Origin of the sequence: Pseudomonas danubii (assembly GCF_042980055.1) — a bacterium.
In the GTDB taxonomy this organism is placed as follows: domain Bacteria; phylum Pseudomonadota; class Gammaproteobacteria; order Pseudomonadales; family Pseudomonadaceae; genus Aquipseudomonas; species Aquipseudomonas danubii.
The window spans coordinates 4,560,661-4,587,449 of sequence record NZ_CP116502.1 but is presented as its reverse complement, the minus strand read 5'-3'; the positions used below and the strand labels follow the sequence as shown (position 1 = coordinate 4,587,449).

Below are 26,789 nucleotides of genomic sequence, written 5' to 3'. Positions count from 1 at the left end.
TAAACTATCGACCCAACTCTACAGTCAAGGGATGTTTTATGAAGATCGGTGAAATCGAGGCCCGCAGTGGTGCCAGTCGCCATACGCTGCGTTACTACGAGCAAATCGGCCTGATCTCATCGCAGCGGCGAACGAACAACTATCGCGTTTACACAGCGCAAACCCTGCAAGATCTGGACTTTATCCAGCGCGCGCAAAGCATGGGGTTTTCCCTGGGGGAAATAGGCGAGATTCTGGATGCGCAACGCAACAAGCAGATCGACTGTGCTGAAGGCGCTAAGTTAATCGAAAAGAAGATGGCAGAAATCACACAGAAGATCGCCAACCTCCAGAGCATTTATCAGTATCTGGATGAAGAGCGTGCCAACCTCGAAGCCAGTGCCGCCAGGCAACTTGAGCTTCAGCGATTGAGCAACGCTTCCAACTGAACGCTAGGTAGTGAGCAAACCTTCCACATCAGCCAGCGAAGGAGCATGGGCTCCGGCATGGCGGCAGGATACGGATGCGCAAGCCGCTGAAAATCGCAGGCGCTCTCTCAAGCCTGAGATCCCCAACAACTCTGCAGCCAGCCAACCGGCCATACAAGCGTCCCCTGCTCCAACCGTGTCTTGCACGTTCACGGCAATAGCCGGCTGATCGAGTTGGCTGTCCGGGGTGTGGAGAGTCATCCCGTGTTCCCCACGGGTCAACAATATCTGCGCCTGAGGATTAAGCGCGCGAAGCTCATGCATTGCCTGCTGTTCGCTCAGCCCTGGATAAATGTGCCGCAGGTCTTCGTCGGACAGCTTAATCATGTCAGCAAGGCTGGTCATGGTCGGGAAGGTCTGCTCCCGATAATGGCTACCCATTAAATTGCGCCAGTTCGGATCATAGCTAACCCGTTTACCGGCTGCTTTGGCCTGCTGAGCAATGTTAACCAGCGTATCTGCGAGTGGCTGTCGAGCTAAACTGATGCAGCTGAAATGACACAGCTCTGCTTGCTTGAGCCATCCTTCGGGCATCAGGTCCGGATCAAAAAACAGATCGGCCTCTCCAGCAAAAAAGTACCTTGGAGGACGGCTCGATGGAACGATGGCGACCAGAGGATCTCGATCGACTCGTTGGATAAAGCGCATATCCAATCCTGCCGCTTCCGACTGCAAAACGATCTCGTCACCCAATGAATCTAAGCTCACCGACCCAGCAAAAGCGCTGCTGACACCCAAGCGACTTAAGGCTCGTGCAACGTTCCAGGGTGCACCACCGGGGTAACCCTTCCACTGTCCAGGCGTGCCTTGGACAAGGTCGATCAGGGCTTCGCCAAATATGACCGCGCGAGGCAATACCATCTCATTTCCTCAATTTTTTGTTACCGGGATAACTGCTGGCTGATCAGTTCCGACCGGTAGTTTCTTACTCAATGCAACAACAGCCGGCAGACGCACTGAAGGCGTGTTTGCCGGCGCGTTCAACTATTAAAACCAGGTTTCCATTTGTATACCGTATTGCCATACACCTCCGGCGTTGAAGTCCGTCTTGCCGAAGGAGTCTGAAGTACTGTACTTGTCCAGATCCGAAGACCAATTCATGTAGCTTGCGAACACTCGCATTTCCGGACGTGTGAGAAGGTCTCCAACGTCAAGTTTGAATGTCGGGGCGACGGTGAATTTCCAGAAGTTACCGTCGACCGCATTACGTTGTAGATAGCCCTTGGGGTCGAGGTCCATGGTTTGCCAGCTCAGTTCGTAGGCCATCTCGAAGTTGCTGTTGATTGTGTTCGCCAAGCGCATGTTCAGGGTCAGCCAGCGGTAGTCGTCACCCTTGACGTATCTATCCTTGCTCTGCTCGGCCAGCAAGCTGGGTCCGATGCGCCAGTCAGGCGCAATTGGAGTCTCGCCGTAAAGAGCAAGACGCAGAGCCCGGGCCTCGTCAATCAGTTCACCATCCGAACCAACGTTCTTGACCTCTGCCCCCAGACCTTGCCCATAGAGCAGTGCCGTTTTGAAGAAGCCTTCTCTGCCGAAAAAGTTATTCTGGTGATTGGCCAGCATGCTGTGCAAGCCGGAATCCGCAGGCGTCAAACCCGCTTTATTGGTGCGGGTACCGAAATCGTTTTTCTTTGCGCCGATGCCATTGAACATCCACTGCCACTGGCCCTCCTCGAAGAACTGGTTGGAGGTCAGGATGTAACTCGCCACATCGGCATTAAGACCCCCTTGACTGAAATCCCCGTAGCTACGCCCGATCAAGGAGTAATTCGAGCGCCAATCCTTGTTCATCTGCACGTCGTAGATTCCACCGCCGGTACCGGCCAGGTAGACGACGTCCGAGTCCATCCAGTGGATATCGAAGTTATCCCGGTCAAATCGCTTGCCTGCCCACAGGGTGGCGTTCTCGAACACGGGATTGCCCTTGAACGCAGCGATATGGTCGAGCGTTGTGAACACCTGGCGCACGTTCAGTTTGCTTTCGTCGGCGGTCCAGTCATTGGAGCTTTCCACTCCGTCGGCGATGGAGACCGTGAATTTGGAACGGGTGCCATTCTGCGCATAGATTTCTTTCGACAGGTCTATGCGCATGTAGGTGTCGTCTTCGTTACCGAGCCGCCCGACTGCTCCCCCCACCGATCCGGCCGGAGTCGTATAAGGGCCGCCGCGACCACCACCAAGCCCCTCGTCGATCAGCAATCCGGAACGGGCGTAGCCGTTGAAGCTGAATCCATCAGTGAGGTTTGAAGTGCTGGCCTGCTTTTCCATGCTTTCCTGGCGGGCTTCGAGTTTTGCCAGTCGGGTGTCCACAACGGGATTCGTGGCCTGGGATGCAGTGGATGCTGCAGGCTGCAAAGCGGAGGTGGCGAGCTTGATCTGTTGCAATTCTCTGGCAAGTGCCTGGGTTTGCTGTTCGGCTGCGGCTGCGCGCTTTTCCGCTGCACTGGCACGGGCCTCGAACGCGGCCATGCGCTCTTCCAGAGTCGCGGCCTGAGAGGTCGCCGCCGAGCTGCTGAGCACGCCTGCAAGTAGCCATCTTGATGCTTTCTGCATGTGGATTTCCCTGTTTTATTTTTATTGTTTTGTTCCAGCGACAGAGCGCTTTTTTCGCGAGTGGTGAGGGTCCAATTCGACAAAAAAGATGCCTTATCGAAAATGTGCTGTTACATTTGCCGTGTTAACGTTAACTTCTCTAAAAACAAAAATAAAGAGGCCTTCATGAAACAGCTCAAATCTCTCCTTCCAGCAGTGCTGCTCACCCTCAGTGCCGGACTTCCGTCTGTCTCCACCGCCGCTGATTTGACGATCTCGTGCGGTGCGGTAGGTGCAGAGTTACAACTCTGCAAGGAGGCAGTCGACGCGTGGTCGAAGCAGACCGGCAACCACGTCGAGGTGGTTTCCACGCCTAACTCGGCGACCGAGAGGCTGTCGTTCTACCAACAGATCCTCAGTGCGCAGTCCACCGACATCGACATCATTCAAATCGATATGGTGTGGCCGGGGATGCTGGCCAAACATCTGATGGATCTGCGCGAGGGGCTCCCAGCCGACGCGACCCAAGGCTACTTCCAGGCCCAGATTGATAACGCCACGGTAAACGGACGGCTGGTGACCATGCCCTGGTTCACCGACTCGGGCCTGCTGTATTACCGCAAGGACTTGCTCGAGAAGTACAACAAGCAGGTGCCCCAGACGTGGGAGGAAATGACCGCTACCGCCAGAGATGTGCAACAGGCCGAGCGCAACGCCGGCAACCCCAATGTGTGGGGCTACATATTTCAGGGGCGCGCCTACGAAGGGCTGACGTGCAATGCGCTGGAGTGGATCAGCAGCCAACCGGGAGGCGGACTGGTCAATCCACGAGGAGACATCATCGTTAACACCCAGGCCTCAAGAGCTGCCTTGACCCTGGCCAAAAGCTGGGTAGGAGACATCTCCCCGCGTGGCGTGCTCAATTACACCGAGGAAGAAGGACGTGGCGTATTCCAGTCGGGAAATGCGCTGTTCATGCGTAACTGGCCTTATGTCTGGGCCCTGGTGCAAAGCCAGGACAGTGCCGTAAAAGACAAGGTTGGGGTCGCTCCCCTGCCCCGAGGCGGCGAGACCGGCAACCATGCATCCACCCTCGGCGGGTGGGGCCTGGCGGTATCGCGCTACAGCACCCAGCCCAAACTGGCCGCAGAGCTGGTGAGCTACCTGACCAGCGCCCAACAGCAAAAACGCCGTGCCCTGATAGGCGCCTATAACCCGGTGATCGAGTCGCTGTATCAGGATCCCGAACTGCTCGCGGCCATGCCTTACTACGCTCAGCTCCACAGCATCCTCAACGATGGGGTCATGCGCCCCGCCTCAATAACCGCCGATCGCTATCCACGGGTCTCCAATGCGTTCTTCGATCGCGTGCATGGCGTGCTGGCGGGCGAATTGCCTGTCGACCAGGCACTGGCCGAACTGGAAAGCGAACTCACACGCATCAAACGTCGGAACTGGTAAGCCACAGGGAAGGAAATCACCATGTCTGTCTCTACTACCCACGTCTCCAGTGACGCGCTCCTGCTCACCCGGGAGACGCCTATACAGCGTCGCCGAGTACGCGCCGCATGGCTGTTTTTGACACCAATGCTGCTGTGTCTGGCCCTGGTGGCGGCCTGGCCGCTGTTGCGCACATTCTGGTTCAGCCTGACCGACGCCAACCTGGCGGACACCGCTGGCGGCACCTTTGTCGGCTTGAGCAACTATCTGTTCCACGACGGTTCCAACTGGTCGGGCATCCTGGTCGATCCACAGTGGTGGAACGCTGTGCGCAACACGTTGTATTTCACCCTGGTGTCGGTGGGACTTGAAGTCGTCCTGGGGCTGCTGGTGGCGTTGCTGCTGAACATCCAGTTCACAGGCCGTTCCCTGGTGCGTGCGCTGATCCTGATTCCGTGGGCGATTCCTACCATTGTCTCAGCCAAGATCTGGTCATGGATGCTCAATGACCAGTTCGGCATCATCAATCACCTGATGCTGAGCCTCGGGCTGATTGACGCGCCTCTGGCCTGGACCGCAGATGCGGATCTGTCGATGTGGGCAGTGATCATCGTCGACGTCTGGAAGACCTTGCCTTTTGTCACGCTGCTGATGCTGGCGGCCTTGCAGATGTTGCCGAGCGATTGCTACGAAGCCGCCAGGGTCGATGGGATTCATCCGCTGAAAGTGTTCTGGCGCGTCACGCTTCCACTGTTGATGCCGGCACTGTTGGTGGCCGCGATTTTCCGCATCCTCGACTCCCTGCGGGTATTCGATGTCATCTATGTGCTGACCTCAAATTCGTCCAGCACCATGAGCATGTCGGTCTATGCCCGCCAACACCTGGTGGAGTTCCAGGATGTTGGCTATGGCAGCGCGGCCTCGACTCTGCTGTTTCTGGTCGTTGCGCTAATCGCCACGCTTTACCTGTACCTCGGACGCCGTCAGATGGAGGTTCGAGCATGAGCCCGCGCCTCCTCAAAAAAGCGCTGTTGCGCTGCGGATTCTGGTGCCTGATCGGGGTGCTGTTGCTGTATGCGGTCTTCCCTTTCTATTACGCCATCGTGACTTCACTCAAGCCGTCCAGTGCCTTGTTCGCAGTCAGCTACTGGATCGACAGTCCCGACTTCTCCCACTACGCGGCGGTACTTCACCAAGCCTCATTCCTGCGGGCGATCGGTAACTCGCTGATGGTCGCACTGTGTGTGGTGGCCCTGGCGCTGTTCCTCAGTGTGACGGCCGCCTATGCCTTGGGAAGGGTGAAGTTCCGTGGGCGTGGCACGGTATTGATGATGGTTCTCGGCGTGTCGATGTTTCCCCAGGTCGCTGTACTGTCGGGGCTGTTCGAAGTGATCCGCGCCCTGGGTCTGTACAACACCTCTTGGGCGTTGATCCTGAGCTACACCATTTTCACCCTGCCCTTCACTGTCTGGGTGCTGACCACGTTCATGGGGCAGCTCCCTCACGAACTGGAGGAAGCGGCAATCATGGATGGCGCTTCGCCCTGGGTCGCGCTGACTCGTGTGCTGCTGCCGCTGCTCTGGCCGGCACTGGTCACCACTGGCTTATTGGCCTTTATCGCCGCGTGGAACGAGTTCCTGTTTGCCCTGACCTTCACCCTCACAGACACCCAGCGCACGGTGCCGGTCGCCATCGCCCTGATTTCCGGCGGGAGTCCCCATGAGCTGCCTTGGGGGCTGTTGATGGCCGCATCCGTGCTGGTCACCGTGCCCCTGGTGATTCTGGTGCTGATCTTCCAGCGCCGAATTGTTTCCGGTCTCACGGCCGGCGCGTTAAAGGGTTGATGCCCAACAACTACAAGGAACAGCATCGTGATCAAACTGAAGCTAGATAACGTGAACAAACAATTGGGCGGCGTGCGGATTCTTCGTGATGTCAGCCTGGAGATCGCTGCGGGCGAATTCGTGGTCTTCGTCGGCCCTTCGGGCTGTGGAAAGTCGACCCTGCTGCGGCTGGTCGCAGGACTGGATTCGATCTGCGCCGGCGACCTGCTGATCGATGGGCGACGGGTCAACGACCTGGAGCCGCGCGAGCGTGGCGTCGGCATGGTGTTTCAGTCCTATGCGCTGTACCCGCACATGAGCGTCTACGACAACATCAGTTTTGGTCTCAAACTGGCCAAGACTGAAAAGAGCAGCTTGCGCGAGCGGGTGCTGAAAACCGCGCACATCCTGCAATTGGACAAACTGCTGCAACGCAAGCCCAAAGAACTGTCTGGAGGGCAGCGTCAGCGTGTGGCCATGGGCAGAGCCATGGCGCGGGAACCGGACATCTTGTTGTTCGATGAGCCGCTTTCCAACCTGGATGCGTCCTTGCGGGTGCAGATGCGCAACGAGATCGCCCGCCTGCATGCTCGACTGGGCTCGACCATCATCTACGTTACCCACGATCAGGTGGAAGCCATGACCCTGGCCGACAAAATTGTCGTGCTCAATGGCGGTCGCGTAGAGCAGGTCGGTTCACCGCGCGAACTCTATGAACGTCCGGCCAGTCGCTTCGTCGCCGGCTTTCTCGGCTCGCCCAGAATGAACTTTCTGGCGGCGCACCTGCATACACCTGGCCAAACCAGCCTGGTCGACACCCCCGTTTGGGGCATGCGCTCCCTGCCCTTCGACAGTTCGAACCTGGCGGCAGACACGCCGCTGAGCCTGGGGATTCGCCCGGAGCACATTTCCCTCAAAGCGGCTGAGGGAGCCGCCGGCCTCGTCGTGACCGGGGTCGAATACCTGGGCAGCGAAACCTATGTGCACCTCGAAACAGGTCAGGACGAGCCCCTGGTCTGTCGTTGTGAGGTGAGCGCCGGATGGCAGGCGGGTGATCGGGTCGAACTGCAGCTGGAAGTCGACAACCTGCATCTGTTCGCCGCCGACGGCACGGCCTTGAAGCGCCACCCGCAAGCCGTTGAAAACCTGCCGCATGCGGTGCCGGTAGTAGATCATGAGAGTGCCGGGCTCCTCGCGAAACACCGGCACTCAGTGACGTGATGTAACCCTGCCTGGAGAAAGCATCCCGTCGGCCGGCAATGTAGCACGCAGGCGTTGCCGGCCTGATGTGCGACAACCTGCCATAGGGCGACGGTCACCTCCAGACGGATCGCCCAACCGAGCACTCGCCGCCGGCACCTGCGGCAGGCTGTCGCAGTGGGTGCGTAAGAACCCCCTCCCTACACTGCCTCGATCGCGCACCTGCACGACAACCTGATGATAAGAACACGATGAGGACCATCATGAAGACCCTATTGGCTGCCGCCTGTTTACTCGCATTCACCAGTGCTCACGCCGCCCAGGACCCGGAGGCGGTGTTCAACCGCGCCTGCACCGCCTGCCACAGCGGGCAGTTGCCCATGGCACCGAAAAAAGGCGATCAGGAAGCCTGGAAGCCGCGCCTGGCTCAAGGCACTGACGTATTGGTCAAGCACGTGACCGAAGGCTTCAATGCCATGCCGCCCCGTGGCTTGTGCATGGATTGCAGCGCCGAGGATTACCAAGCGGTGATCAGTTGGATGTCGAAGTAAGGCGCCGCGCGCCCGGCCCTGTTCTGCGCTTGCAGCGCAGCCTGGGCAGGCGCTTCCGAGTCGCTTGACCGAGCGCTGGCCGCAAAAATCGGCCAGCGCTGCATCCGTTTGCCGATGCGCACCGTACATTCAGCACCCTCATCAGGAGGGCCGAATAATCGAGGAGCTGCATCATGCAAACCTTTAGCAAACGCCTGGCCGCTGTCTGCTTCGCCGTATTCTCCGTCGCTGCCCCCCTCAGCGCTTTCGCCGCCGATACGGTGATGGTCGGTGGCGCTGCGATGTACCCCAGCAAAACCATCGTGGAGAACGCGGTCAACTCCAAGGACCACACCACCCTGGTCACGGCGGTCAAGGCCGCGGGGCTGGTGGACACCCTCAACAGCAAAGGGCCGTTCACCGTGTTTGCGCCCACCAACGAGGCGTTCGCCAAGCTGCCGGCCGGCACGGTCGAGACCCTGGTCAAGCCTGAGCACAAGGCCGACCTGACGAAGATCCTGACCTACCATGTGGTGCCCGGAACCCAAACCGCCGGGCAACTGATGGCCGAGGCCAAGAAAAATGGCGGACAGGTCACGCTCAAGACCGTCCAGGGCGAAGCGCTGACCGTCAAACCCTATGAAGGCAAGCTCTGGGTCATCGATGCCAAAGGCGCCAAGGCCGCGATCAGCATCGCCGATGTCATGCAGTCCAATGGGGTGATTCACGTGGTGGACAGCGTGCTGCTGCCGCAGTAATGCAAGGCCCCGGCAGACCTTGCGTCTGCCGGAAGTCAGCGCTTGCGCCAAGGCCGCTCAGCAAGCACCGCAAGGCGTTGGACCGATGCCGGGCTCAAGGAATCGGCAACCAGCGCCGGAAACCCGAGCCCCCCTTGCCACTTAACGGGCACCAGGCAAAGTCCCAAGGCACCGGCGGATATTCTTCCGGCTCGCCATTGGCCGCCGGCACCGAACGCGACGCCACCTTCCAGTCAAACACCCAGTCCGGTGACTCGCGCCAGGCCAGCACCAGGCCGCGTGCCTGACTGTCGTCGGTGTTGATCCAGCGCGCAGCCGCTGCGCTCATGAATGCCTCTATGTGCTCCTCGTTGATCCGCGCTTGGTAGCGTGAACCCAGCAGCCAGCGGCACACGCTCAGGTAATAGGTCCAGTTCAGCGGCGGATGATTGCGATAGGCCCAGGTCATGAACCCGCGGAAGATATTCAAGCCATCCGGAGGATCAAGCTTGAGCAGCCCCGGACAGACATCGAACAGGGTGTGCCAGTACGGCAGCAGGCGCGCATCCAGGTGCACGAAGCTGCGGGCGTTGCTCGGGTAATCGGGAAACGGCAGCAGAAAGTCGCCGTGGTTATTTACCCGTGTGCTTTTACTCACCAGACGGGAGGCGCCAGAAGGGATTGCTAGTGCGCGCATGTCAGCCTCCAGCGGCGCTTGCCCGCTTTGCGGGCTACGGGCAGCAGTCGCTGTTGCCAACCTTGAATGATTCGAGGCATCTCGTGCTCCTTTCCATCTCAGCCATAACCATGCACACGTCTTCGGCCCATTGACCGGGGGACGTGCGAATAACAAAGGTCATGCGCAAGCGTGGGGAGAAGCCCTGGGGTTGGCCGATGGCCAGGAATAGCGCGGGGGCGCCTTGCAGCGCGGTTCAAGCGCACGGCGCCTGAGCTGGCCGATACGCAGCAGCCAGCTCAGGCAAAACAGCAGGACCAGACTGAGCGCGGCTCCCGAACAGACCGGGCAGGAAAAACTGCCGGCCCAGGTACTGGCGCTCTGATCGCTGAAGTCGGATGCCTGCACCGGGGCCTTGCTGCCCAGGGAGGAGCAGAACTGCCCGCCTACGCCGTTGAGGGCAAAGCCCATCATCTGGCCGTGCCCCAAACCGCAGGCGAACACATTGAACAGGACACAAAAATACAGGGTCCAGGCAATGAGCGAACGGTCGGGGCGGGACAATTTCATGGCGGCGACTTTAACACCGAACAACACAACGGATGAAGCAGGGCCTCAATGGCGTGAGCGCCCTCCCGGCAAATATTTACTGAAACTTTATAGCGCTCCAGGCAAAGATATCCGATGCTGCGCGGTTATCACTCAGCAGGCTGGTTTTTATGTCAATCGCGGCAATGCGGCTTATCGGTTTCATCTTGGGTATTTTTCTGATCACCCTGGCCATCAGCATGGCTATTCCGATGATCACGTTACTGATCCATGACCGCAACGAGGAGCTGTCCGCGTTCCTCTGGTCCAGCATGATTACCTTTGTCACGGGCCTGTTTCTGGTTGTGCAACGCAGCGCCAAAAGCACTCAACTGCGGCCCCGCGACATGTACCTGCTGACCACAGGCAGTTGGCTGGTTGTGTGTATCTTTGCCGCATTGCCCATGGTGTTCATTCACCAAATCAGCTACACCGATGCCTTCTTCGAAACGATGTCGGGTATCACGACCACAGGCTCGACCGTCCTTACCGGGCTGGACTCGGCCTCGCCTGGTCTGCTGATCTGGCGCTCCATGCTGCACTGGCTGGGCGGTATCGGTTTCATCGGCATGGCAGTGGCGGTGCTGCCATTGTTACGGGTCGGGGGCATGCGCTTGTTCCAGACCGAATCCTCGGACTGGTCGGAAAAGGTTGCGCCTCGCTCCCACGTCGCAGCCAAGTCGATCCTGCTGGTCTATCTGGGGCTCACCGGCTTGGCAACCCTGGCGCTGTGGATTGCCGGGATGACGCCTTTCGAAGCGGTCAATCACGCCATGTCACTGATTTCAACTGGAGGTTTTTCGACTTCCGATGCTTCGCTCGGACATTGGACTCAACCGGCCATACACTGGATCGCGGTGGTCATCATGATCCTCGGCAGCCTGCCCTTCACGCTCTATGTGGCGACGTTGCGAGGCAATCGGCGTGCACTGTTGAAGGATCATCAGGTCCGTGGCTTCCTGGGTTTCCTCATCGTCATCTCCCTGGCGGTGGGAACCTGGCTGTCCTGGAACAGCGATTACGGATGGTGGGATGCACTGCGGATTGTGGCGATCAATGCGACGTCAGTGGTCACCACCACCGGCATTGCCGTGGGTGACTACACCACGTGGGGTAGTTTTGCAGTGTTGCTGTTCTTTTACCTGACCTTTGTCGGCGGCTGCTCGGGCTCCACGGCCGGCGGTTTGAAGATTTTCCGTTTCCAGGTCGCTGCAAGTCTGCTGATCAGCAGTCTGAAGCAGTTGATTCACCCACGGGCAGTGATTCAGAAAAAGTACAACGGCCATCCCATCGACGAGGATATTGTGCGCTCGCTGCTGACGTTCTCGTTCTTCTTCACCATCACCATCGCACTACTGGCCCTGGGGCTTGGCCTGATCGGCCTGGACTGGATGACGGCATTGAGCGGCGCTGCAACCGCAGTGTGCAACGTCGGCCCGGGTGTGGGCAGCATCATTGGGCCTGCCGGCAACTTCTCATCGCTGCCTGATGCGGCGAAATGGCTGCTGACCATCGGCATGCTTCTGGGGCGCCTGGAGATCCTGACGGTGCTGGTACTGATTACCCCGGTTTTCTGGCGCTATTGAATGCTGCGGTTCCTGGCGTCCTGGCGAAGTTCAATGACAGTCCCCAGCCGCCGCGGCAACGAGCCAGCGAAAAACACACCTCAGCGAAATTCGACAGTTCATCAACAACAGCGTCGTTTGTGGCAGCTTGGCGCCGATTGAGTTCGGCACTTGCGCAAATCGGTCAAACGCTCTCAGTAGAACAAATAACCTTTTTTCTGCGAGTCCAAGACTCAATCCTTATCGCCTTGTTGTGTTGAATCAGCTACCCAGCGAGTTGGGTAGCTTTTTCAACTGTACTGATGACAACTGGTGGTTAGAGCTGCCCCCACTCACCAACGCAAGATGGCGTCGCCACCGTCGCTGAGCGGATACTCGCTCTTGGAGTTGATGGTCACCCATACCGTCAGCACAGTCTCACCAGATTTCATACTGGGATGCAGCCGGGCTCGCAACGAGAAGTTTTCCAGGCGACGTTCACTCTGCCCCTCCACCGTGCCTATGGCTACTTTATTACTGTATGGAACAGGGTCGGTCCATGAGAACTTTCCATTAACGCGTTGCGCCAGCGTAAAGTGAACGCGGTCAGCAACGATGGAACCGTCTGTTCGGTTTTCGACTTTCAACTCTTTGAAGTCCAAGATCACCATATTGTGATCGAACCGGGCGGTTCCGCGAGCATAGATCTTGATGGGCATCAACTCCGTTCCCGTTTCCGTCAGTTTGTCAGACCCGTTGGAGAGTGAGAACTCACGTGGTAGTTGATCCGCCATCCGCACTATGTTCCTGTCCGGAGTTCGCGTCTCGGTACTGATAGATAAGGTAATCCACCCCATCGCTCCGATCCCTGCAACAAGGGCCGAAAAAAACAGGAACGCTGACAGTCGGCCAGTTCGCACGACCGCCGCCATACTGCGAACAAAGCCCCATGTAATGTAGAGCAGATGGAATATCAGGCTAAGATTAAAAATGATCAATACAAGCACTATATGTGCTGGCAACTCATTGAGTTCCTCCATGTTGTCCGGTGGTATTAAGCCCCCCTCCTCAACATTCGTCAGCTGTTTTAAGACGTTCTCTGGGGCAAAAATTGCCCACAAAGAGAGGTAAAGCACCCAGCAACTGATGATCGCAGCACAGAACCTCAGTGAGTATGCAAACCGCCCACGCGCGTGAGTCCGAGCAGGTCCCAGACGCATGACCAACGAAGCCAGTCCGTAGACAAGGCCGACAAATATGAAGATCACTCCAAGGATTTTACCCAAAGACTCCAGTGCATCGAGGTCCTTAAATAGCACCACACCCAGCATAAATAGCGCGGCTGTGGAGAGACAGACACCAAGCAATGCCGATGTGATACCTGAAGCCGTACCACGTAACGCAATCCCACCTGCACTCACCGGGTACAGAAGGCTGTAGAAAAGATCGGTAAACATGGAGCCTATCAACGTCCCGCCTTGAGCAGTATCAGATGAGATATTACTGCTGATGGCGCGCTCGAGCGCTTTGATTCGCCCCAGGTCAGGACCTGTACAGTCCACAGCATGTAGCTTGCCAAGCCAGGCGATGTCGGCGGGCAGCTTGCTCAGGTCTGGCTTTCCTTCGCCATTGCCAACGATGACGGGAATGACCGGTTTGCCGAGACTGCGGGCAACGTTGAGCTCTTCATGCAAGTAATCCGGACCGCTCTCGGGTAATGATGGCTCGCACCAGCTATTCCCAACTGCGCAAATAACAACGCTGCTTTGAATGACCGCAGACCTCATCTCCGCTCGCCAGTCCGTGCCACCGAGAAATCCGTCTTGATCAAGTACAATCGACCTTTGCCCGAAGCAACTTCGCAAATGCTGCTCAAGTGCGCTAACTCCAGTCGCATAATCTTTCCGTCGATAGCTGATGAAAATCGATGCCATCTGAGCCTCCCTTGCTCGGTGTATTGGGATACGCTTGTCTGGCGACTGCTGGAAACGCAGTGCATGGCATACGCACTTTAGCCATAGCAGAGTACCCAGCTTACTCAGCCGCCAATTCGTACTTCAGGATTTAGCTTTCGGGGTACTCGTCTCTGCTCAGATAGGTGTTCTTGCTCCGTATTTACTTTAGTTCAGAAAAGCGAGGGCGCGGAAAGGAGTTAACGTTACGGAATCGAGCAAGCTACATAGCTTCGAACTAGACTTCGCCCACCAAAAACCTTCATTGCCAAGTACTGAGGTTCTGCGAGTGAGGCACTTTGCGCATTACATTAAGCGTACTGTAGTAACCACAGGAGTGAGGAGCCAAGCCAGTGACCTCCTTTATGTAGAGCCTCAACCTGAAAGCCAAGGCTTCAGCTTGCCGAACTATCATTCCGTACCTTTGAACTCGGGCGTCGCTTTACGGGTAGGGGTTGGCGATACGATCTGGTTGTTTTCCCAGCTCAGTAGCCCTTGGGGCTCCTTACCTCCTTCGCTGGATGGCAAGATCGAGGTGGGGGAAGTATCCAAGAGCCAGGGAAAGGCCGATCGGTATAGATTCGGTGCTAGTGGCAATTCGGAGTGGTACCCGCTATTCAATGCAACCGAGCTCGTGCGCGAACTGAAGGCCATGGATGCGCAGGGCAATGTACGTCATTTGCTGAACACACCTCGCACCGCGATTGGCCAAGCATTGCAGTTTCTTCGCGAAATCGCTGATCCTGCTCTTTTGTTGAAGCATGCTGCGCGCCTGGAAGAAATGGCACCCGATTTCATCAGCTACAGGATGATGGATGGAACACGAGCAGCATTTGAACTTGCCACGCGCCTCCTGGATCATCAGCGCCCCGTTTTCTGGGATCGTTGGTCATTACCGCGTCGTCTCACCGAGCGCGATGAACACGTCGCGGCCGTTGCGCTAGACAAGCGTATCGTGGAGGCGATTGAACACGCTCGAATCGTTTGGGGCGTGCATTCCGAGCATTACGCCAAGGCGGGGTCATACTCGAAACTCGAGAAAGAGTGGGCCTCAAGGCTGGTCAAGTTTCGGCCCTACCCTCCTTGGGTCGAGGACTAAGCCTTTCCCACGTCCATCCCATTCAGATACCCTTCCAGTGCTGACGAATCGATTGCAGGGTGATGCCTTCATTTGCTTCATAGTAGCCAGTACCAGACAACCGCCGGCACGTCTGCGAGCCCGCGTGGTGCAGAGCGACGACCTCCCACTCCCTGTTGAACACCGGGCTGCCGGAGCTGCCTGGATCGGTGGGCGTTCGGTAGTGCATCAGTCGCTCGTTTTCGCAGACATCGAGGAGGACGCTGTCCTGGAGCGAGAACTGCAGTTCGCCGGCGCGCGGATGACCGACAACAAATGCCTTGGTCCGCGGCGAGGGCCAGGGAATGGTTGCCGCCACGGGAAGGCCATCTGCGCCGACCGGTGTTCGGTTCAAACGGCAGACGGTCACGTCCAGCTTGCCCGGCGCCTCGGCTACGTTGCCGAGTTGCCCCGGCTCCGAACTGAACAGAATATCTTGCACCAGGCAAGGCAGCATGCTGCTGTCTGCCTCGGTCTCGAAGGTGACGCGCGCGTCTGCGCTGTGTATCGCTTTGGGCAAGTTATCGCTGATGACGTGTGCATTGGTGACGAACAGCAGGCCCTCATGGCCAAACGTTGACCCCTGTACCAGGAAACCGGTGCCCATACGCACACCTTTGTCGTTCATCACGCAGCCGATGTTTGGCGCGAGAGCTAGCATCCTGCGGATGTCCCCCACGGTGAACGACTTCTCTCCGCAGAAGTTTTTCTCCAACTCCTCGGGGTTTTGCTGAAGCCACTGCATTTGACGGGCATCCACAGACCAGCGTCGCTGGGTGCGCAACACATGACCTTCAAAGATTCTGGCTAGGCGACCTGCGCACGTAGAGTCATCCAGTGGTGTTCCATTCCAGATTTCGCGCACCTGGCGGAAATAGCTCTCCATCTCGAACGGCCCACACTTAGGGTGCGCCAGGAACCGATACAGCCACAGCTCGGCCCAGTCGCACCAGTTCTCGTCCGGTAGAAAGCGGTTCAACGCAAGACATGCCTCGGAAGCAGTCGCCAGCGCCCAGGGATCGGCAGGCTTGGTTCGGATCGCAACGGATGCCTGTTTCAGGACATCGTGAGCCAGGTCAATCAACGCCTGGACCTGTTGCGCTATCCGTTCGTGCAGGCAGACGCGCAGCGCCAGCACGTTGACATCGAGAAAGAAGCTCGGCTCTGCATGCTGCTTCTTCTGGTAGTAGGCGATTGATTCGTCGAGCACATTCACGTTGTCGGTCAGCACAAACCGTTGCTTGCGGATACGTCCGCGCAAAGCGTTGTAGTCCTTGTCCTGGGCTTTGTATTCGAGATCCTTTGGGTGCTTGCTTGCCATTTGGTCGACTTCGTCGAGCAATTCGTCGGCCCCCTCCAGAGCCCCGAGTTCCACTTTGGCCTGGGCAAGTAGGCGCTGGATGACAGCGTCGCAGCCATGTGTGTCGTGCCAGGCGACACCGATCTCATGCACGTGTTCGAAATGGCGGTGCCTGCGCAGCAGGTCCATGGCGTCACGGATGCTCTTCGGAGAGGTCCGCTGGCTGCCAAGCACCTCGTCCGTGAGGAAATGCACAGCTTGCGTCAGTAACTGCAACGGAGGGTTTGGATACTCGCCGCGTTTCAGTGCGTTCGCGAGCTCGCTGACTGACAGGAGCGGCATCAACGCGGTACCTCGAGGGCCTGCGCCAGCAACGTGCGGAACTGTCTGCCAGCGAAGTAGTGAGTGATGGTGTGGCGCCAACTGCCCCAATTGCTCTCACACACGTCCTCCACCTTGCGCCCCGCCGTGGGATGGTAGTCGTTCATTTTCGGGTCCATACCACAGACAGGGTCGAGAGGGTCATAGACGTTGATCCAGCGACCGAGTGCTGGCGGAAAGTCGATGGGCGGCATGCGTTCGGCTCGTAGTTGTTCCTGTACCTCGGTGATGCCCAATGGCGAACCCAAGGTAAACAGTACCTCCACCGGTGGGCAATCCTTACAGTTGCGTAGTACGTCATACGCGATCATCGTGCCCATGCTGTGGGTCACCAGAACCAGGTTATGCGCCCGCTTCGCGGCTTCTTTCAGGTCATCGATCAGGCGCTTGCGCAGCTCCGCCCGCACCTTGAAGGTCACGCCATCGACCGGCCGGACATACTCCTTGTCGAACAGGAAATAATAGGCCTCCATCGCCGCCTTTTTGATGACCGCCTCTTTCACAGGCTTCGGCAGCCAGGACGCTATCTCGAGTTGTGCAGCTTGCTGTGCAACGGACAGAGTCATGAGGTCAGGCGGTTCGCCAGGGCACGGTACTTCGCGCATTTTGCGCTCCACCTCTGCGAGGAATCTCGCCTCTTTTTCGTTGACCGGTGTTGGGATGGCAAGCTCACCGGCCACCTGCTCCACATTCTCCTGATCGGCGATGGCATCGTTCTCTGATTCGTAGAACGCGTCGAGATCCGTTTCGTAGTCGGTGCCGTAGAAAACGTCGGCGTAGTAGTTGAAGAGACTCGGCACTCCCAGGATATCGAGATCGATCCCTGGGTTGCCCCCGTCAAAAGGTGCAGGCGTGTCCCCTCGCTCCAGCCCCCAACGCCAGATCTGCGCGAGTTTTTCTGGTGAAGGTTTCTTTGCCAGCCCGTGCACAAAGACGACAGCATATTTCCTCATGCCTCTTACTCCCTGCTAGCGTCCTGGAAAAGCGTCTGGGCGTCGCCGCAGAACGAACAAGGAACTGGCCTGCCGTCTTTGATGGCATTGGCCTTGGCGCGGGCATGATTCATATCCGCCTTGTAGAAGCGTACAAGCTTGCCGTTGCTGCGCCCTTCCTCTAGTTCATCGCGGGCTATTGCACCGCCGCCGATGGCGATCATCACGTCGCTGGCGTTCACCATCGCTTGTGAGGTGGAGGATAGATGCTCGTTGGCCTGCTTTCCGCCCCAAGTATCGTCGTCCACCACGAACACGCACTCGCAATCCCTGGAAAAGCGCACTCCCTCGGCCCGTGCCCGCGACGATACGATGCCCACGGTGCGGAACCCCTCGCGTAGCGCCAGCGGATAAACCATGCCGATGCCTTCTGTGGTGGCGCCGGAGCAGACGATAGTGTGCCTCGGATCGAGTGTCTTGAGTTCCGCCAGGAGCACCTCCCGGGCTTTAGCCTCATCCTCGTAACCCGCGTCGGAAAAGCCCAGAAAGGTCACCACACACCTCCCCCCGAGAGCGCGGATACCGTCGACAGCTGCTTGTGCGTCCATGGAATGGATCTCGTGGCAGGGAAACCAGGGCCTGTCGATGATCGCGCCTGACAGGTCGCCAAGTGCACCGGGGCCCGATAGATCAAATGACGTAAGCACCAAACCCAGGGTTCTGCAACTTAACTAGCATGCCCTATCCTAGGTTCGAAACAGCAAAGCTGGGGCGTTTACCTAGCGTTTGAAATCTTCATCTTCATAGTAGGCGAACTCGAACTCAACGGCTGACAGCGCTGAATGGCCGTGTGACGACTGCCCCAGTTGACCTCGAATTGCCACGCAGCGAAAGTTCTCAACACCACCGTGCTTGAAATGTTTGGGAGTGCGGTCCGGCTTAAATTTATACATGTCGATTTCTACACTCAGGGACCTGCGAGAAACGTAACTGTCACCCACCAGTACCCAATCCACATTGGGGTCAAGGTCCTGGTGCTGGATTGACCTGGTCTTGAGCTCGCTGGAGCCAGAATGTGAGCCAGCGGGATGATAGGTTACAAGCTCGTCAATCCAACTATCTTCAGGATTGTGAGGGGCGTAAGTTGGCTTCTGACCAAGAAGTGTTAATCCGTTAAGCACCCCGATTCCCCAATGGCTGATAATGCCTGTTAGTTCCCAGCCGTTCATATTCGCCGCTTGTGGCGCCTGACCACTGATCTTCTTGCCAATAGCCGTATTGCTCACTCCCGAACTTGTGGAGTTTGTAACAGTAATCTGGCTCAAAAGATCTGATGTCCATGCTTCTACACGGTCGATTCTGCCGATTGGCGACGACGTCAGGTTTAGAAAGTTCAGCTTCTCATCCACCCAATAGGGACCGTGGACATAGGTGCGCATCGAAGCGTCCACACAAGGAAGGTCCAGTTCATGGCCGGGCCGAAAGTTGTCCAGGAGAAATGTGGGCAGGTAGATCTTCAAGAACTCCTGATACCAGTGGTTGAACAGGCGGCGCTTGGCGGCTTCGGCCATTTGCGGGTAGATGTTGTCCACTGTACTGCGTGTACTGACAAATACGATCGAATCGCCTGAGACCTCGTCCCTGATCGTGCGTGTTTGATCGCGAACGATGCCGCCAGAGCCATGCTGATGATCGGAAATTCTTGATCGGCGCCAAGTTTTGACGGCAGACATGGCTCTAACAAAGAAAGCCTTATATTCATTTATTGTCTCGTCAAGTTCCTCAGCCCGTTGCGGGTCCGTTTCGCCATACAGATCGCGGCCATAGAGCACGCGCTCACGCAGGATTGTCAGGTGGGCGTATGAGAATGTGATGGTTACCGGCAATAGATGGATCATGTTGGATGAACGTGTCAGGCACTGGTGCAATCGAGTGGCCGACTCCAGGCAGGCGGCCAGGTGTGCCGCCTTTTCGGCTAGAGCCCTTTCGGATGCATAGCGATTGAGCGAGATTCTTAGGGCATCGACTTCGTGTTGATAGGTCTCGAATTCCTTGCGCAAGACCGCGCTATCAACCAGCTCGATAACTTTTTGCTTGATCGCGTCCCAGATGTCCGTACTTGAGGGGCGCCAGAAAATATCGACCAGACTTTTGACGAAGAACCCAACGCCAGGCGTCTTTGCCACCAAGTTTAAAGAGATAGTGCGCATTGCGTTGTTCCAGTCCAAGGGAGCTGCGCCTAGCAACGAGGTGGACTGAACTTGAGAGGTCAGATTGTCGTTCATGGGTAATAAGTCCCTTGGAATGAAGATCCTTAAAGACGGCTGTTAGCCATCTTTTTTTCAGTAAAGCACACCTTGGAGTTGTTCGTGCAAACGGTAAATCAGAAAACACTAGTAGTGTGCTTACTCCCACGCTAAAACTATTAAGCCTAAACGCTTTCAACAAGCACTACTGTTTCTGGTGCCTCGGCGCCGCTTGCATTCAGCACTTGCGCAAACCTGTAAAATGCTCTGAAAAGACCAAATAAAAAAGCTTGTTCCTACCTCCTTATTCATCTATCGGACATCCGCGAACAACGGACTTATGATCATCCATCACAGTCCATCCATGCCCCACTCCCCCTCTTCCACCGCCAACCGCTCCAACAATCGACAATACTCCCCAAACATCGCCTCCCCCTGCGCCGCCGCCAGGTGATCAGTCGCCAGATCCCAATGGATCAACAAGGCCCCTGGCGTCTCGATGCTCAGATTGTCCAGCGCCACGCCGTGGGTGCGGCTTGCACTGTCAACCAGGGTCACGCCTTCGGGCAGCTCCAGTGGTCCTTGTGGGTTGAGTCGGGTAAACACCACCGGGAAATCCAGGGTGCGTGGGTGCTGCTTGTCCGTTGCGACCTTGCGCAGTGCCTGCAAGCCGCTGATGGCGCTGTGTTGTTGATCCTCGGTGAAGATCCGATCGCAACGGCGGGCTTGTTCGATGAACGTCAGGGCTTGGCTGTTGAAGTCGATCCAGCTCAAGGTGGTGAAGTCGCCGACCAGTGCGTCGATCTGTGGGTGGACGGGGGGGCGTTTCCAGCCTGGGGCCACCAGGGTGAAGGCTGGCAGTGCGCAGTGTTTTGCCAGGCAAAAGGCATAGACGCTGATCAGTAAGGCATCGGCGCTGATGCCCGCATGTTCGATGCGTTTGCGCAGCAGTGGCCAGCAGTCGAGGCGATGCTCGTATTTCAGGTACAGGCCGTTGACGTCGCGGTTGGCCTCGAGTTGCGGTCCCTGAGGCAGGCGGCGGAATTTTTCCTGCCAGTAAAGCGCAGCGTCTTGCGCCGCTGGGCTGCGTTTGTGCTGTCCGAGTGCTGCGATGTAATCCGCGAAGTGGATGGTCAGCGGGGGCAGTGTTGCGCCCTGGTAGAGCTTGAGCAGTTGCCGGATCAACAGGTCTCGGCTGGGCAGGTCGACAAGCAGCAGGTCCACGGCCAGATGCACCAGGCTCTGACCTGCGTCGGCGCTGCTGACCTTGAGCACGGCATAGGGCCAGTCACCCAGTGCAGTCACCCGGCCGAGCAGCTCTTCGGCGACTTGGGCGGGGCTGACACCCTGCCCCAGCGTTTCCAGTTGTCCTCCTGGCGGGCTTTGCATGATCTGTTGGGTGCCGTTGGCCAGAACCCGCGTGCGCAGCAGCGGATGGTGGGCCTGCAATTGCTGCCAGGCCCGGGCCAGCCGAGCAACATCCAGGGCTGGGATGCTCAAGGCCAGGTAGAGCTGTGAGCCGCCCTGTCCTGGGTGCAGCGAGCGGCTGAAGGCATATGCCTGCTGTTGATCCGTCAGTGCAAAGGGCTGGGTTGGCTCCGCGCTGGAGACCAGCTGAAAAGGCGCCACAGGGAGCAGATCGGTGGATTTCAATGCCTGCCAGTGATCGTCAGCGTCCGCCAACCGGCACAGCAGCTGGCAATAGTCGGTAAACAGCTGCTCGATCAGGCCGTCGGGATAGCAGTCGATGGCCACGTCCCAGCTCAGGCTCAGTGCGCCGCCACGCTCGCGCAGTTGGTGATCAAGGTTGATCTGTGGGGTTTGGGTCACACAGTAGTGCTGGGCATCGCCGAAGCTCGGGGCAGCGTCGAGCACCGGGTTGTTGAGCATCGAGGTGAAGACCACCTCGCCGCCTTTGAAAGGTTGCGATGGCTCGCCACGCCGGCGGATTTCCCGCAGCGCCGCGACGCCGCCGACGCTGGCATGGTCAAGGTCCTCCAGCAACTGGCGCTGCACCCCTTGAACCCATTCCCCCAGGCTTTGTTCCCGGGCTGCGGCAAAGGCAAAGAATTGGGTCGAGATCAGGGGGCCAACCAGACGCTCAATGTCCGGGTGCAGGGGCAGCCGGCCATAGCTGGTGGTGATCAAGGAGAACGCCTGGCCGGCATTGGCCCGTTGCAGGATCAGGCCAAACAGGCTGAGCAGCAGTGCCGTGCCTGAAACCTGCAGGGCCGCCCCCCGCTCTTTCAGGCGCTGCCAGCGGCTCGGCTCCAGGGTCGAGGTCAGCCGTTGGCGCTGGCGGCCGGCCGGGCGCGGTGCCTTGGGCAAGTACAGGCCCGGCGGCGCCGCCGCCAGTTTGTCGAGCCAGTACTGCAGGTCGCGCCGGTAGCGCGGTGAGTCTTTGCAAGACTCCAGCGCCCGCTGATAGTCACGCAACGACACCCCCTGATCCGCCAGCGTGGCATCAGGCTCCCGATACCACATCAACCACTGCTGCAGCAGCACCTCCAGGGACGTGGCATCGACAATCCACTCGTCAATGCTCAAGTGCACCCGGCTGTGTTGTCGATCCAGCAGCGACACGGCGACTTCAAAGAGCCTGTCGTCGCCGGCCAGATACACCTTGTGCGACATCGATCCGCGCAGCGCCGCCAGGGAACGTTCGCGATCCTGGGGATCGCAGCGGCGCAGGTCACGGATGTTGAAGCCATAAGGCTTGGCTTCGCCGACCTGTTGCCGGCCGTCATCCAGCACCCGGAGCCGCAGCGCATCGTGCTGCAGCAACAGTCGATTCCACGCCTGATTGAGCCGGTAGACATCCAGTTCCGGCCAGTCGAATTCCAGGTAGATATGGCAACCGACCCGTTCAGCCTCAGCCAGCAGTGTGCGTCCCGAGAGGAACGATTGCTGGATGTCGTTGAGTGCAAAAGGTTGATGGGCAGCGTCGGGGGCCGGCTGCAATACCGGTCCGGCTTGAGCCTCCGCATGAGGTGCGCGGGCCGCCAGAGTGGCTTCGACCTCGGCGAGACTCAAGTACGGGCTCAGTTGTGCCAGGCAGAGCGACACCTGCAGTTGCTGTTCCAGCCTGGCCTTGAGGCCCACCGCGCCCAGGGAGTTGAGGCCCAGGCTGGCCAGGCTCCGTGACTCGCAACCTGCCAGGCTCTGCGGATCACACCCCAGCACTTGGGCAAGGACCTGGCGCAAGCTGTTCGCTGGCGGCGCGGTGCCGGGGGCAGCCGGCTGATGGGGGGCAATCCGTCGCGGCGCCAACCAATGGCGCTGTCGGGCAAAGGGGTAGCCCGGAAGGCCAATGCGCCGGGGCTGCCCCTGGCGCGCCAGACTGTGCCAATCCAGCGTCCCCCCCTGTCGCCAGTATTCGGCCAATGCCGGCCAGTCTGGTTGCGCCAGTGCCTGGGCCAGCGCGCCGTCAACAGCGCTCGCCGGCTCGTCAACCTGCACCAGGTCGTCGCGCAAACCTTGGGCCAGCTCAGAGAGCTGCTGTTGCAGAGCAGCGACGCTGTCCACCAGGCAGGTCCAGCGGCAAGCCATTGCTGTGCGCCCCACTTGCAAGGTGTAGGCGATGTCGGCCAGACACACCGCTGCCAGCTGGTCGATAGCCTGACTCAAGCGCCCCGCCTGCTCCCGCAGCCGTTGTGCATCTTGTGCCGACAACAGGATCAGTTGCAGCCCGGTCGCCGCAGGCGTCTGTCGGGGCTGGGCGATAAACTCTTCCACCACCAGATGGGCGCTGACGCCGCCAAAGCCATAGCTGTTGATGCTGGCCCGGCGTGGCAATGCCTGCCCCTGCCCATCCTTGAGGGCCGGCCATGGCCGATTCTCGGGAGCAAGGGACAGTTGCTGCGGGTCGAGCCTGATGGCCGGGCCCAGTTGCTGCAACCCCGGGATTCCCGGCAGATAGCGCTGTTGCACGGCATCGATCACCTTGAACAAGGCCGCCATGCCAGAGGCCAGCTCGCAATGCCCGATCAGCGGTTTCAAGGTACTGATGTTCCAGGGCGTGCCGGCTTGCCTGCCAGCACTTAGTTGACGGCGTGCCGCCTGGATCGCGTCGACCTCGATGGCATCACCCATCGCCGAGCCGGTGCCATGGGCCTCCACATAGCTGACGCTGTCGGGCGTCACCCCGGCGCTGCGGTAAGCGGCAACCATTGCCGCTTGCAGGCCGTCGTGATTGGGGGCGGTCAGCGAAAGTCCGCGCCCACCATGGCCGACTCCGCTGCCCTTGATCTTCAGATGAATCCGGTCACCGTCACGCAAGGCATCGGCCAGTGGCTTGAGCAACAACACGCCCACGCCTTCGGACCGCACATAACCATCGGCCCCGGCCTGGAATGAGCGGGTTTGCGCCTGTTCGCTGAGAAATCCCATCTGCCGGTAGCCGGCCGTTTCATCAGGCGACAGCAACAGGTTGACCGCGCCCACCAGCGCCTGTCGGCACTCGCCGGCCCGGATCGCCTGCATGGCCCGATGCAGCGCCACCAGCACCGACGAGCAGGCCGTGTTGCAGTATTCGCTGGGCCCGCGCAGGTCGAGAAACCAGGAAATCCGGTTGGCATACATGCACGGCGAAGACGACGTCAGCAGAAACGGGCTGGTGCGGGGCAGCTCGACGACCTCGCGGTACTCGCTCGGCGCTGCTGCGACAAATACCCCCGTGGGGTGGCGGGCAAAGTCAGGCGCCGCGATGGCGGCATCCTCCAGCGCCAGCCAGGCATGCTGCAACAGCAAGCGCTGCTGCGGGTCCATCAGCGCCGCTTCTGCCGCCGAGACGGCGAAAAAACCATGATCGAAACACTCGATCCCATCGATGTAGCCCGCCACCGGCCCGGCCATGGCGCGCTCGCCGGGCACCGGGCGGATCTGCCCGAGGCTATTGCGAATCGCCCCCCAGAACCCCTGCAACTCTCCACCGGGGAATACCCCGCTGATGCCGATCACCGCAAAGTCAGGGTCCAGGCCGGCGGGCGTTGGCGGCGCGGTTTCGTCTGGGGCTGCCTGAGTGTCGATGGGCGACGGCCCCTGGGGTGCGCGGCGTTCTTGCAGCGCGGCGATGATTGTTTCCACGTTGTTGTGGCGAAAGAAGAAGCTGGGCTCCAGGGGCAGTCCCAAGGTCATGCCCAACTGTTCACTGAGTCCTAGCAGGTCGGCTGAGTCCAGCCCCAGTTCCATCAGGCTGTGGCGCGGCGACACCCGGCTGTCCCGGGCGTGCCCCAGGCAATGATTGATGCTCTGGCGCACGGCGTCGTCGATGGCGATGGTTGGCTGAGCGGCCATGGCGGTGAGCGCTGCAGCCTTCTGGGGCTGACGGCGAGCCAGGTCGTAGCGCACCAGAACCCCATGCCCGCCATTGTCGGCATCGGCGGGACGATACCCGGCCACCAGGCGCTCGATACCGGCGCCGTGCAACTCGTGGAAACGCAGCACCGGGTCCAGCAGCTCGCCGCGCGCGTCACGGCTGTGGATGTAGTCCGCCAGGGCCAGATGGCGGTACTTGGGATAGTCCTTGCAGCGAGTCACGCCGACCACGGTGTCGACGCCATGGCGCAGGGTGCAATATTGCAGCATGAACTCCAGCAATTGATCGCCATAACCGCTGTACTGATGCGCCGGCAGAATGTTCAGGCTCTGGATCTGGACGGTGCTGCCCTTGCCGTGAAACAGCTGGTCGACGCTGGCGAAATCCACCCTGAACAAGCCGTCGCTATGGGCGATGCGCTGGGAATAGATCACCCCCACCAACTCGCCCCTGAACTCCAATGCCAGTTGCCCGGCGGGGTCCTGGCTCAAGCGGCGCCGGAGGATGGCTTCATCGACCCGGCCGCCTTCGGGCCAGCAGGCGTGTTCGAGGGTCAGCAGCGCGGGCATGTCGGCGAGCGTCACGTGGCGCACCTGATAATCACGCGCCCTGTAGCAGCCACTGCTGGCCACGCAATCGACGCCCTCCTGTAGCTGCGTGTGCAGCATTCCCGGATCGGCAAACAACCCGGCCCCTGCCAGGGCCATCAGGTACTGCGCCGCCTCAACCGGGTAATAACAGGCAAAGTGATCCGCCACAGGCCCGTCCGGGCGCCAGTGACGTTCGCTGAGCACCAGCGGTTGATCGCCGATCAACGCGGCCAGTGCTTTGGCCGAATGCTGCAGGCTGCCCAGCACCGTGGCGCCCGGCACCGCCGAACCGTCGAAACCCAGGTAGAAGCGCTGCGCAGGCAATGGCAGCTGTGGCGTCGAGAACGCTTCCAGTGGTTGCAGATTCTGCTGGCCGATAGCCAGCCACATCACCCGATCAGTGGCCGCGACACCCGCGTCGCGCAGACGCTGGCGCAGGGACTGCGGGTCGCCCGCCAGCCCGTCCTCCAGCACCAGCCAGCGCAGCGGCTGGCTGTCCAGCACCTGGCCCCGGGCGCTGTGTTGTCGCAACCATTGCCACAGCTCACTCAAGCAAACCCCGGGATGGCGGCCGAAGCCGACTATCCAGTCCGGCTGCGAGGACAAAGGCTGCGCATTGAAGATCTCGCCCAGCAGCCGCTCAAGCGCCGGCCGATCCCCCGGCCAGAGCTGCAGCTCCCCTGCCCCCTTGAGCCATTGCAACACCTCCGCCCATGGTTGGCCCTGACTGAACAGCAAGTCTTCGAGGATGGCCGGCAGGCTGGCGTAGTAAGCCAGGAAAGGCTCGCTCAGCCGTTCTGCCAGGCAGGCTCGATGCTGCGGGTTCAGCACCAGGTGTCGCTCCTGGCGGCGAATCCACTGTTGGCGGCGCAGAAAGTCACTCAACAGGCGAATACCATCGGGGTCGACCGGCTCATGGTCGATGCGCCGCAGATCAACCCGTCCGCTGTCGAGGTCAAGCGCCCCGTGCAGTTGCAAGCGGCGTAACAGCACCAGCGACAGCAACTGGTTCAGCCCATGAATAAACCCGGGACAGTGCAGATTCCAGTCCAGCGCCGACAGCGCCAGCCAACGCCGCAGGCACGGCAGGTCATCCCCATGTGGCAATCGCTGCGGCGCCAACCAGGAAAACAGTTCGATCACCTGCGCGGGCAGCGCGCCGATAGCCGAGGCACGGCCATTGAAGAAATACTGCTCGGCACTGGGCTGGCTCAACCAGCCAAACGCTTTCAGGCCATCAAAGGTCACCCGCAGCGGCCCGGGATTGACCGCAGCCGCGGCGACAAAAGGCGCAAAGTCGAACGGCTGGTTGATGGCCTGGCGCGAGATCAACTGCCGGCTTTCCAGGCTCAGCACACTGGCGATGACAAACAACTGATCGGTGAAACTGGCGTTCATAGTCCTTTCCATGACAAGG

At 59.2% G+C, this 26,789-nt stretch carries 19 protein-coding genes; 9 read left to right on the top strand and 10 right to left on the bottom strand.

The window, feature by feature from the left end:
• The first annotated feature begins 38 nt into the window (after positions 1-38).
• Complete coding sequence (locus PFZ56_RS20745; RefSeq protein WP_102879344.1) at positions 39-428, top strand: MerR family transcriptional regulator; 390 nt, start codon at positions 39-41, stop codon at positions 426-428.
• A gap of 3 nt (positions 429-431) precedes the next feature.
• On the opposite strand, the gene PFZ56_RS20740 is transcribed toward PFZ56_RS20745, so the two are convergent.
• A complete protein-coding gene (locus PFZ56_RS20740; protein ID WP_170003470.1) occupies positions 432-1,328 on the bottom strand; it encodes a carbohydrate kinase in 897 nt (298 codons plus the stop codon).
• A 126-nt stretch (positions 1,329-1,454) separates the two neighbouring features.
• The gene (locus PFZ56_RS20735) at positions 1,455-3,020 is read right to left on the bottom strand and encodes a carbohydrate porin (RefSeq protein ID WP_110651721.1); all 1,566 of its coding nucleotides are present in this window, start codon (positions 3,018-3,020) and stop codon (positions 1,455-1,457) included.
• Between the two features lie 165 nt (positions 3,021-3,185).
• On the opposite strand from PFZ56_RS20735, the gene PFZ56_RS20730 reads away from it, so the two are divergent.
• From PFZ56_RS20730 to PFZ56_RS20705, 6 genes are all read left to right on the top strand, one after another.
• Complete coding sequence (locus PFZ56_RS20730) at positions 3,186-4,460, top strand: ABC transporter substrate-binding protein (RefSeq protein WP_170003472.1); 1,275 nt, start codon at positions 3,186-3,188, stop codon at positions 4,458-4,460.
• Positions 4,461-4,481: 21 nt separating this feature from the next.
• A complete protein-coding gene (locus tag PFZ56_RS20725) occupies positions 4,482-5,444 on the top strand; it encodes a carbohydrate ABC transporter permease (RefSeq protein WP_102879348.1) in 963 nt (320 codons plus the stop codon).
• Entirely contained in the window at positions 5,441-6,283 is an 843-nt protein-coding gene (locus PFZ56_RS20720) for a carbohydrate ABC transporter permease (RefSeq protein ID WP_110595686.1), read from the top strand. The genes PFZ56_RS20725 and PFZ56_RS20720 overlap by 4 nt, the downstream gene beginning before the upstream one ends.
• A 27-nt stretch (positions 6,284-6,310) precedes the next feature.
• Positions 6,311-7,483 (top strand): sn-glycerol-3-phosphate ABC transporter ATP-binding protein UgpC, encoded by a 1,173-nt coding sequence (locus tag PFZ56_RS20715; protein ID WP_170003474.1) that lies wholly within the window; start codon positions 6,311-6,313, stop codon positions 7,481-7,483.
• A gap of 239 nt (positions 7,484-7,722) precedes the next feature.
• On the top strand, positions 7,723-8,013 hold the full coding sequence (locus tag PFZ56_RS20710) for a c-type cytochrome (protein ID WP_375538618.1): 291 nt from the start codon (positions 7,723-7,725) through the stop codon (positions 8,011-8,013).
• 173 nt (positions 8,014-8,186) lie between these two features.
• Positions 8,187-8,750 carry a fasciclin domain-containing protein gene (locus PFZ56_RS20705; RefSeq protein ID WP_110651717.1) on the top strand — a complete coding sequence of 188 codons (564 nt, stop codon included), beginning with the start codon at positions 8,187-8,189 and terminating at the stop codon, positions 8,748-8,750.
• A gap of 94 nt (positions 8,751-8,844) precedes the next feature.
• Here the strand turns inward: PFZ56_RS20705 and PFZ56_RS20700 are convergent, their stop codons facing one another.
• Together PFZ56_RS20700 and PFZ56_RS20695 are read right to left on the bottom strand one after the other, a co-directional pair.
• On the bottom strand, positions 8,845-9,426 hold the full coding sequence (locus PFZ56_RS20700) for a putative natural product biosynthesis protein (protein ID WP_170003477.1): 582 nt from the start codon (positions 9,424-9,426) through the stop codon (positions 8,845-8,847).
• Positions 9,427-9,585: 159 nt separating this feature from the next.
• Positions 9,586-9,975 carry a DUF2946 domain-containing protein gene (locus tag PFZ56_RS20695; protein ID WP_110595748.1) on the bottom strand — a complete coding sequence of 130 codons (390 nt, stop codon included), beginning with the start codon at positions 9,973-9,975 and terminating at the stop codon, positions 9,586-9,588.
• Between the two features lie 149 nt (positions 9,976-10,124).
• Here PFZ56_RS20695 and PFZ56_RS20690 point away from each other — a divergent pair, with 149 nt between their 5' ends.
• Positions 10,125-11,579 (top strand): TrkH family potassium uptake protein, encoded by a 1,455-nt coding sequence (locus tag PFZ56_RS20690; RefSeq protein ID WP_170003479.1) that lies wholly within the window; start codon positions 10,125-10,127, stop codon positions 11,577-11,579.
• A 311-nt stretch (positions 11,580-11,890) separates the two neighbouring features.
• On the opposite strand, the gene PFZ56_RS20685 is transcribed toward PFZ56_RS20690, so the two are convergent.
• Positions 11,891-13,471: a toll/interleukin-1 receptor domain-containing protein gene (locus tag PFZ56_RS20685; protein WP_170003481.1), complete on the bottom strand. Its 1,581-nt coding sequence runs from the start codon at positions 13,469-13,471 to the stop codon at positions 11,891-11,893.
• 652 nt (positions 13,472-14,123) lie between these two features.
• Between PFZ56_RS20685 and PFZ56_RS20680 the strand changes: the two genes are divergently transcribed.
• Complete coding sequence (locus PFZ56_RS20680; protein WP_146036439.1) at positions 14,124-14,588, top strand: hypothetical protein; 465 nt, start codon at positions 14,124-14,126, stop codon at positions 14,586-14,588.
• A 22-nt stretch (positions 14,589-14,610) separates the two neighbouring features.
• Here the strand turns inward: PFZ56_RS20680 and PFZ56_RS20675 are convergent, their stop codons facing one another.
• The 5 genes from PFZ56_RS20675 to PFZ56_RS20655 form a co-directional block, all read right to left on the bottom strand.
• Positions 14,611-16,248 carry a serine protease gene (locus PFZ56_RS20675; RefSeq protein WP_170003483.1) on the bottom strand — a complete coding sequence of 546 codons (1,638 nt, stop codon included), beginning with the start codon at positions 16,246-16,248 and terminating at the stop codon, positions 14,611-14,613.
• Positions 16,248-17,240 carry a hypothetical protein gene (locus PFZ56_RS20670; protein ID WP_170003485.1) on the bottom strand — a complete coding sequence of 331 codons (993 nt, stop codon included), beginning with the start codon at positions 17,238-17,240 and terminating at the stop codon, positions 16,248-16,250. Before PFZ56_RS20670 ends, PFZ56_RS20675 begins: the two co-directional genes overlap by 1 nt.
• A 5-nt stretch (positions 17,241-17,245) precedes the next feature.
• The gene (locus tag PFZ56_RS20665) at positions 17,246-17,827 is read right to left on the bottom strand and encodes a hypothetical protein (RefSeq protein ID WP_170003487.1); all 582 of its coding nucleotides are present in this window, start codon (positions 17,825-17,827) and stop codon (positions 17,246-17,248) included.
• Between the two features lie 171 nt (positions 17,828-17,998).
• Positions 17,999-19,504, bottom strand: coding sequence for a hypothetical protein (locus PFZ56_RS20660; protein ID WP_170003489.1), 1,506 nt, complete (start codon positions 19,502-19,504; stop codon positions 17,999-18,001).
• Between the two features lie 312 nt (positions 19,505-19,816).
• Positions 19,817-26,770, bottom strand: coding sequence for a GNAT family N-acetyltransferase (locus PFZ56_RS20655; RefSeq protein ID WP_262379733.1), 6,954 nt, complete (start codon positions 26,768-26,770; stop codon positions 19,817-19,819).
• Between the last annotated feature and the right edge of the window lie 19 nt (positions 26,771-26,789).

What these genes read in the sequence shown, in the direction of transcription:
- PFZ56_RS20695 (WP_110595748.1), bottom strand. Translation starts at nt 9,975, where the DNA reads ATGAAATTGTCCCGCCCCGACCGTTCGCTCATTGCCTGGACCCTGTAT.
- PFZ56_RS20690 (WP_170003479.1), top strand. Translation starts at nt 10,125, where the DNA reads ATGTCAATCGCGGCAATGCGGCTTATCGGTTTCATCTTGGGTATTTTT.
- PFZ56_RS20705 (WP_110651717.1), top strand. Translation starts at nt 8,187, where the DNA reads ATGCAAACCTTTAGCAAACGCCTGGCCGCTGTCTGCTTCGCCGTATTC.
- PFZ56_RS20655 (WP_262379733.1), bottom strand. Translation starts at nt 26,770, where the DNA reads ATGAACGCCAGTTTCACCGATCAGTTGTTTGTCATCGCCAGTGTGCTG.
- PFZ56_RS20670 (WP_170003485.1), bottom strand. Translation starts at nt 17,240, where the DNA reads ATGAGGAAATATGCTGTCGTCTTTGTGCACGGGCTGGCAAAGAAACCT.
- PFZ56_RS20740 (WP_170003470.1), bottom strand. Translation starts at nt 1,328, where the DNA reads ATGGTATTGCCTCGCGCGGTCATATTTGGCGAAGCCCTGATCGACCTT.
- PFZ56_RS20665 (WP_170003487.1), bottom strand. Translation starts at nt 17,827, where the DNA reads ATGGACGCACAAGCAGCTGTCGACGGTATCCGCGCTCTCGGGGGGAGG.
- PFZ56_RS20720 (WP_110595686.1), top strand. Translation starts at nt 5,441, where the DNA reads ATGAGCCCGCGCCTCCTCAAAAAAGCGCTGTTGCGCTGCGGATTCTGG.
- PFZ56_RS20685 (WP_170003481.1), bottom strand. Translation starts at nt 13,471, where the DNA reads ATGGCATCGATTTTCATCAGCTATCGACGGAAAGATTATGCGACTGGA.
- PFZ56_RS20730 (WP_170003472.1), top strand. Translation starts at nt 3,186, where the DNA reads ATGAAACAGCTCAAATCTCTCCTTCCAGCAGTGCTGCTCACCCTCAGT.
- PFZ56_RS20700 (WP_170003477.1), bottom strand. Translation starts at nt 9,426, where the DNA reads ATGCGCGCACTAGCAATCCCTTCTGGCGCCTCCCGTCTGGTGAGTAAA.
- PFZ56_RS20725 (WP_102879348.1), top strand. Translation starts at nt 4,482, where the DNA reads ATGTCTGTCTCTACTACCCACGTCTCCAGTGACGCGCTCCTGCTCACC.
- PFZ56_RS20745 (WP_102879344.1), top strand. Translation starts at nt 39, where the DNA reads ATGAAGATCGGTGAAATCGAGGCCCGCAGTGGTGCCAGTCGCCATACG.
- PFZ56_RS20735 (WP_110651721.1), bottom strand. Translation starts at nt 3,020, where the DNA reads ATGCAGAAAGCATCAAGATGGCTACTTGCAGGCGTGCTCAGCAGCTCG.
- PFZ56_RS20675 (WP_170003483.1), bottom strand. Translation starts at nt 16,248, where the DNA reads ATGCCGCTCCTGTCAGTCAGCGAGCTCGCGAACGCACTGAAACGCGGC.
- PFZ56_RS20660 (WP_170003489.1), bottom strand. Translation starts at nt 19,504, where the DNA reads ATGAACGACAATCTGACCTCTCAAGTTCAGTCCACCTCGTTGCTAGGC.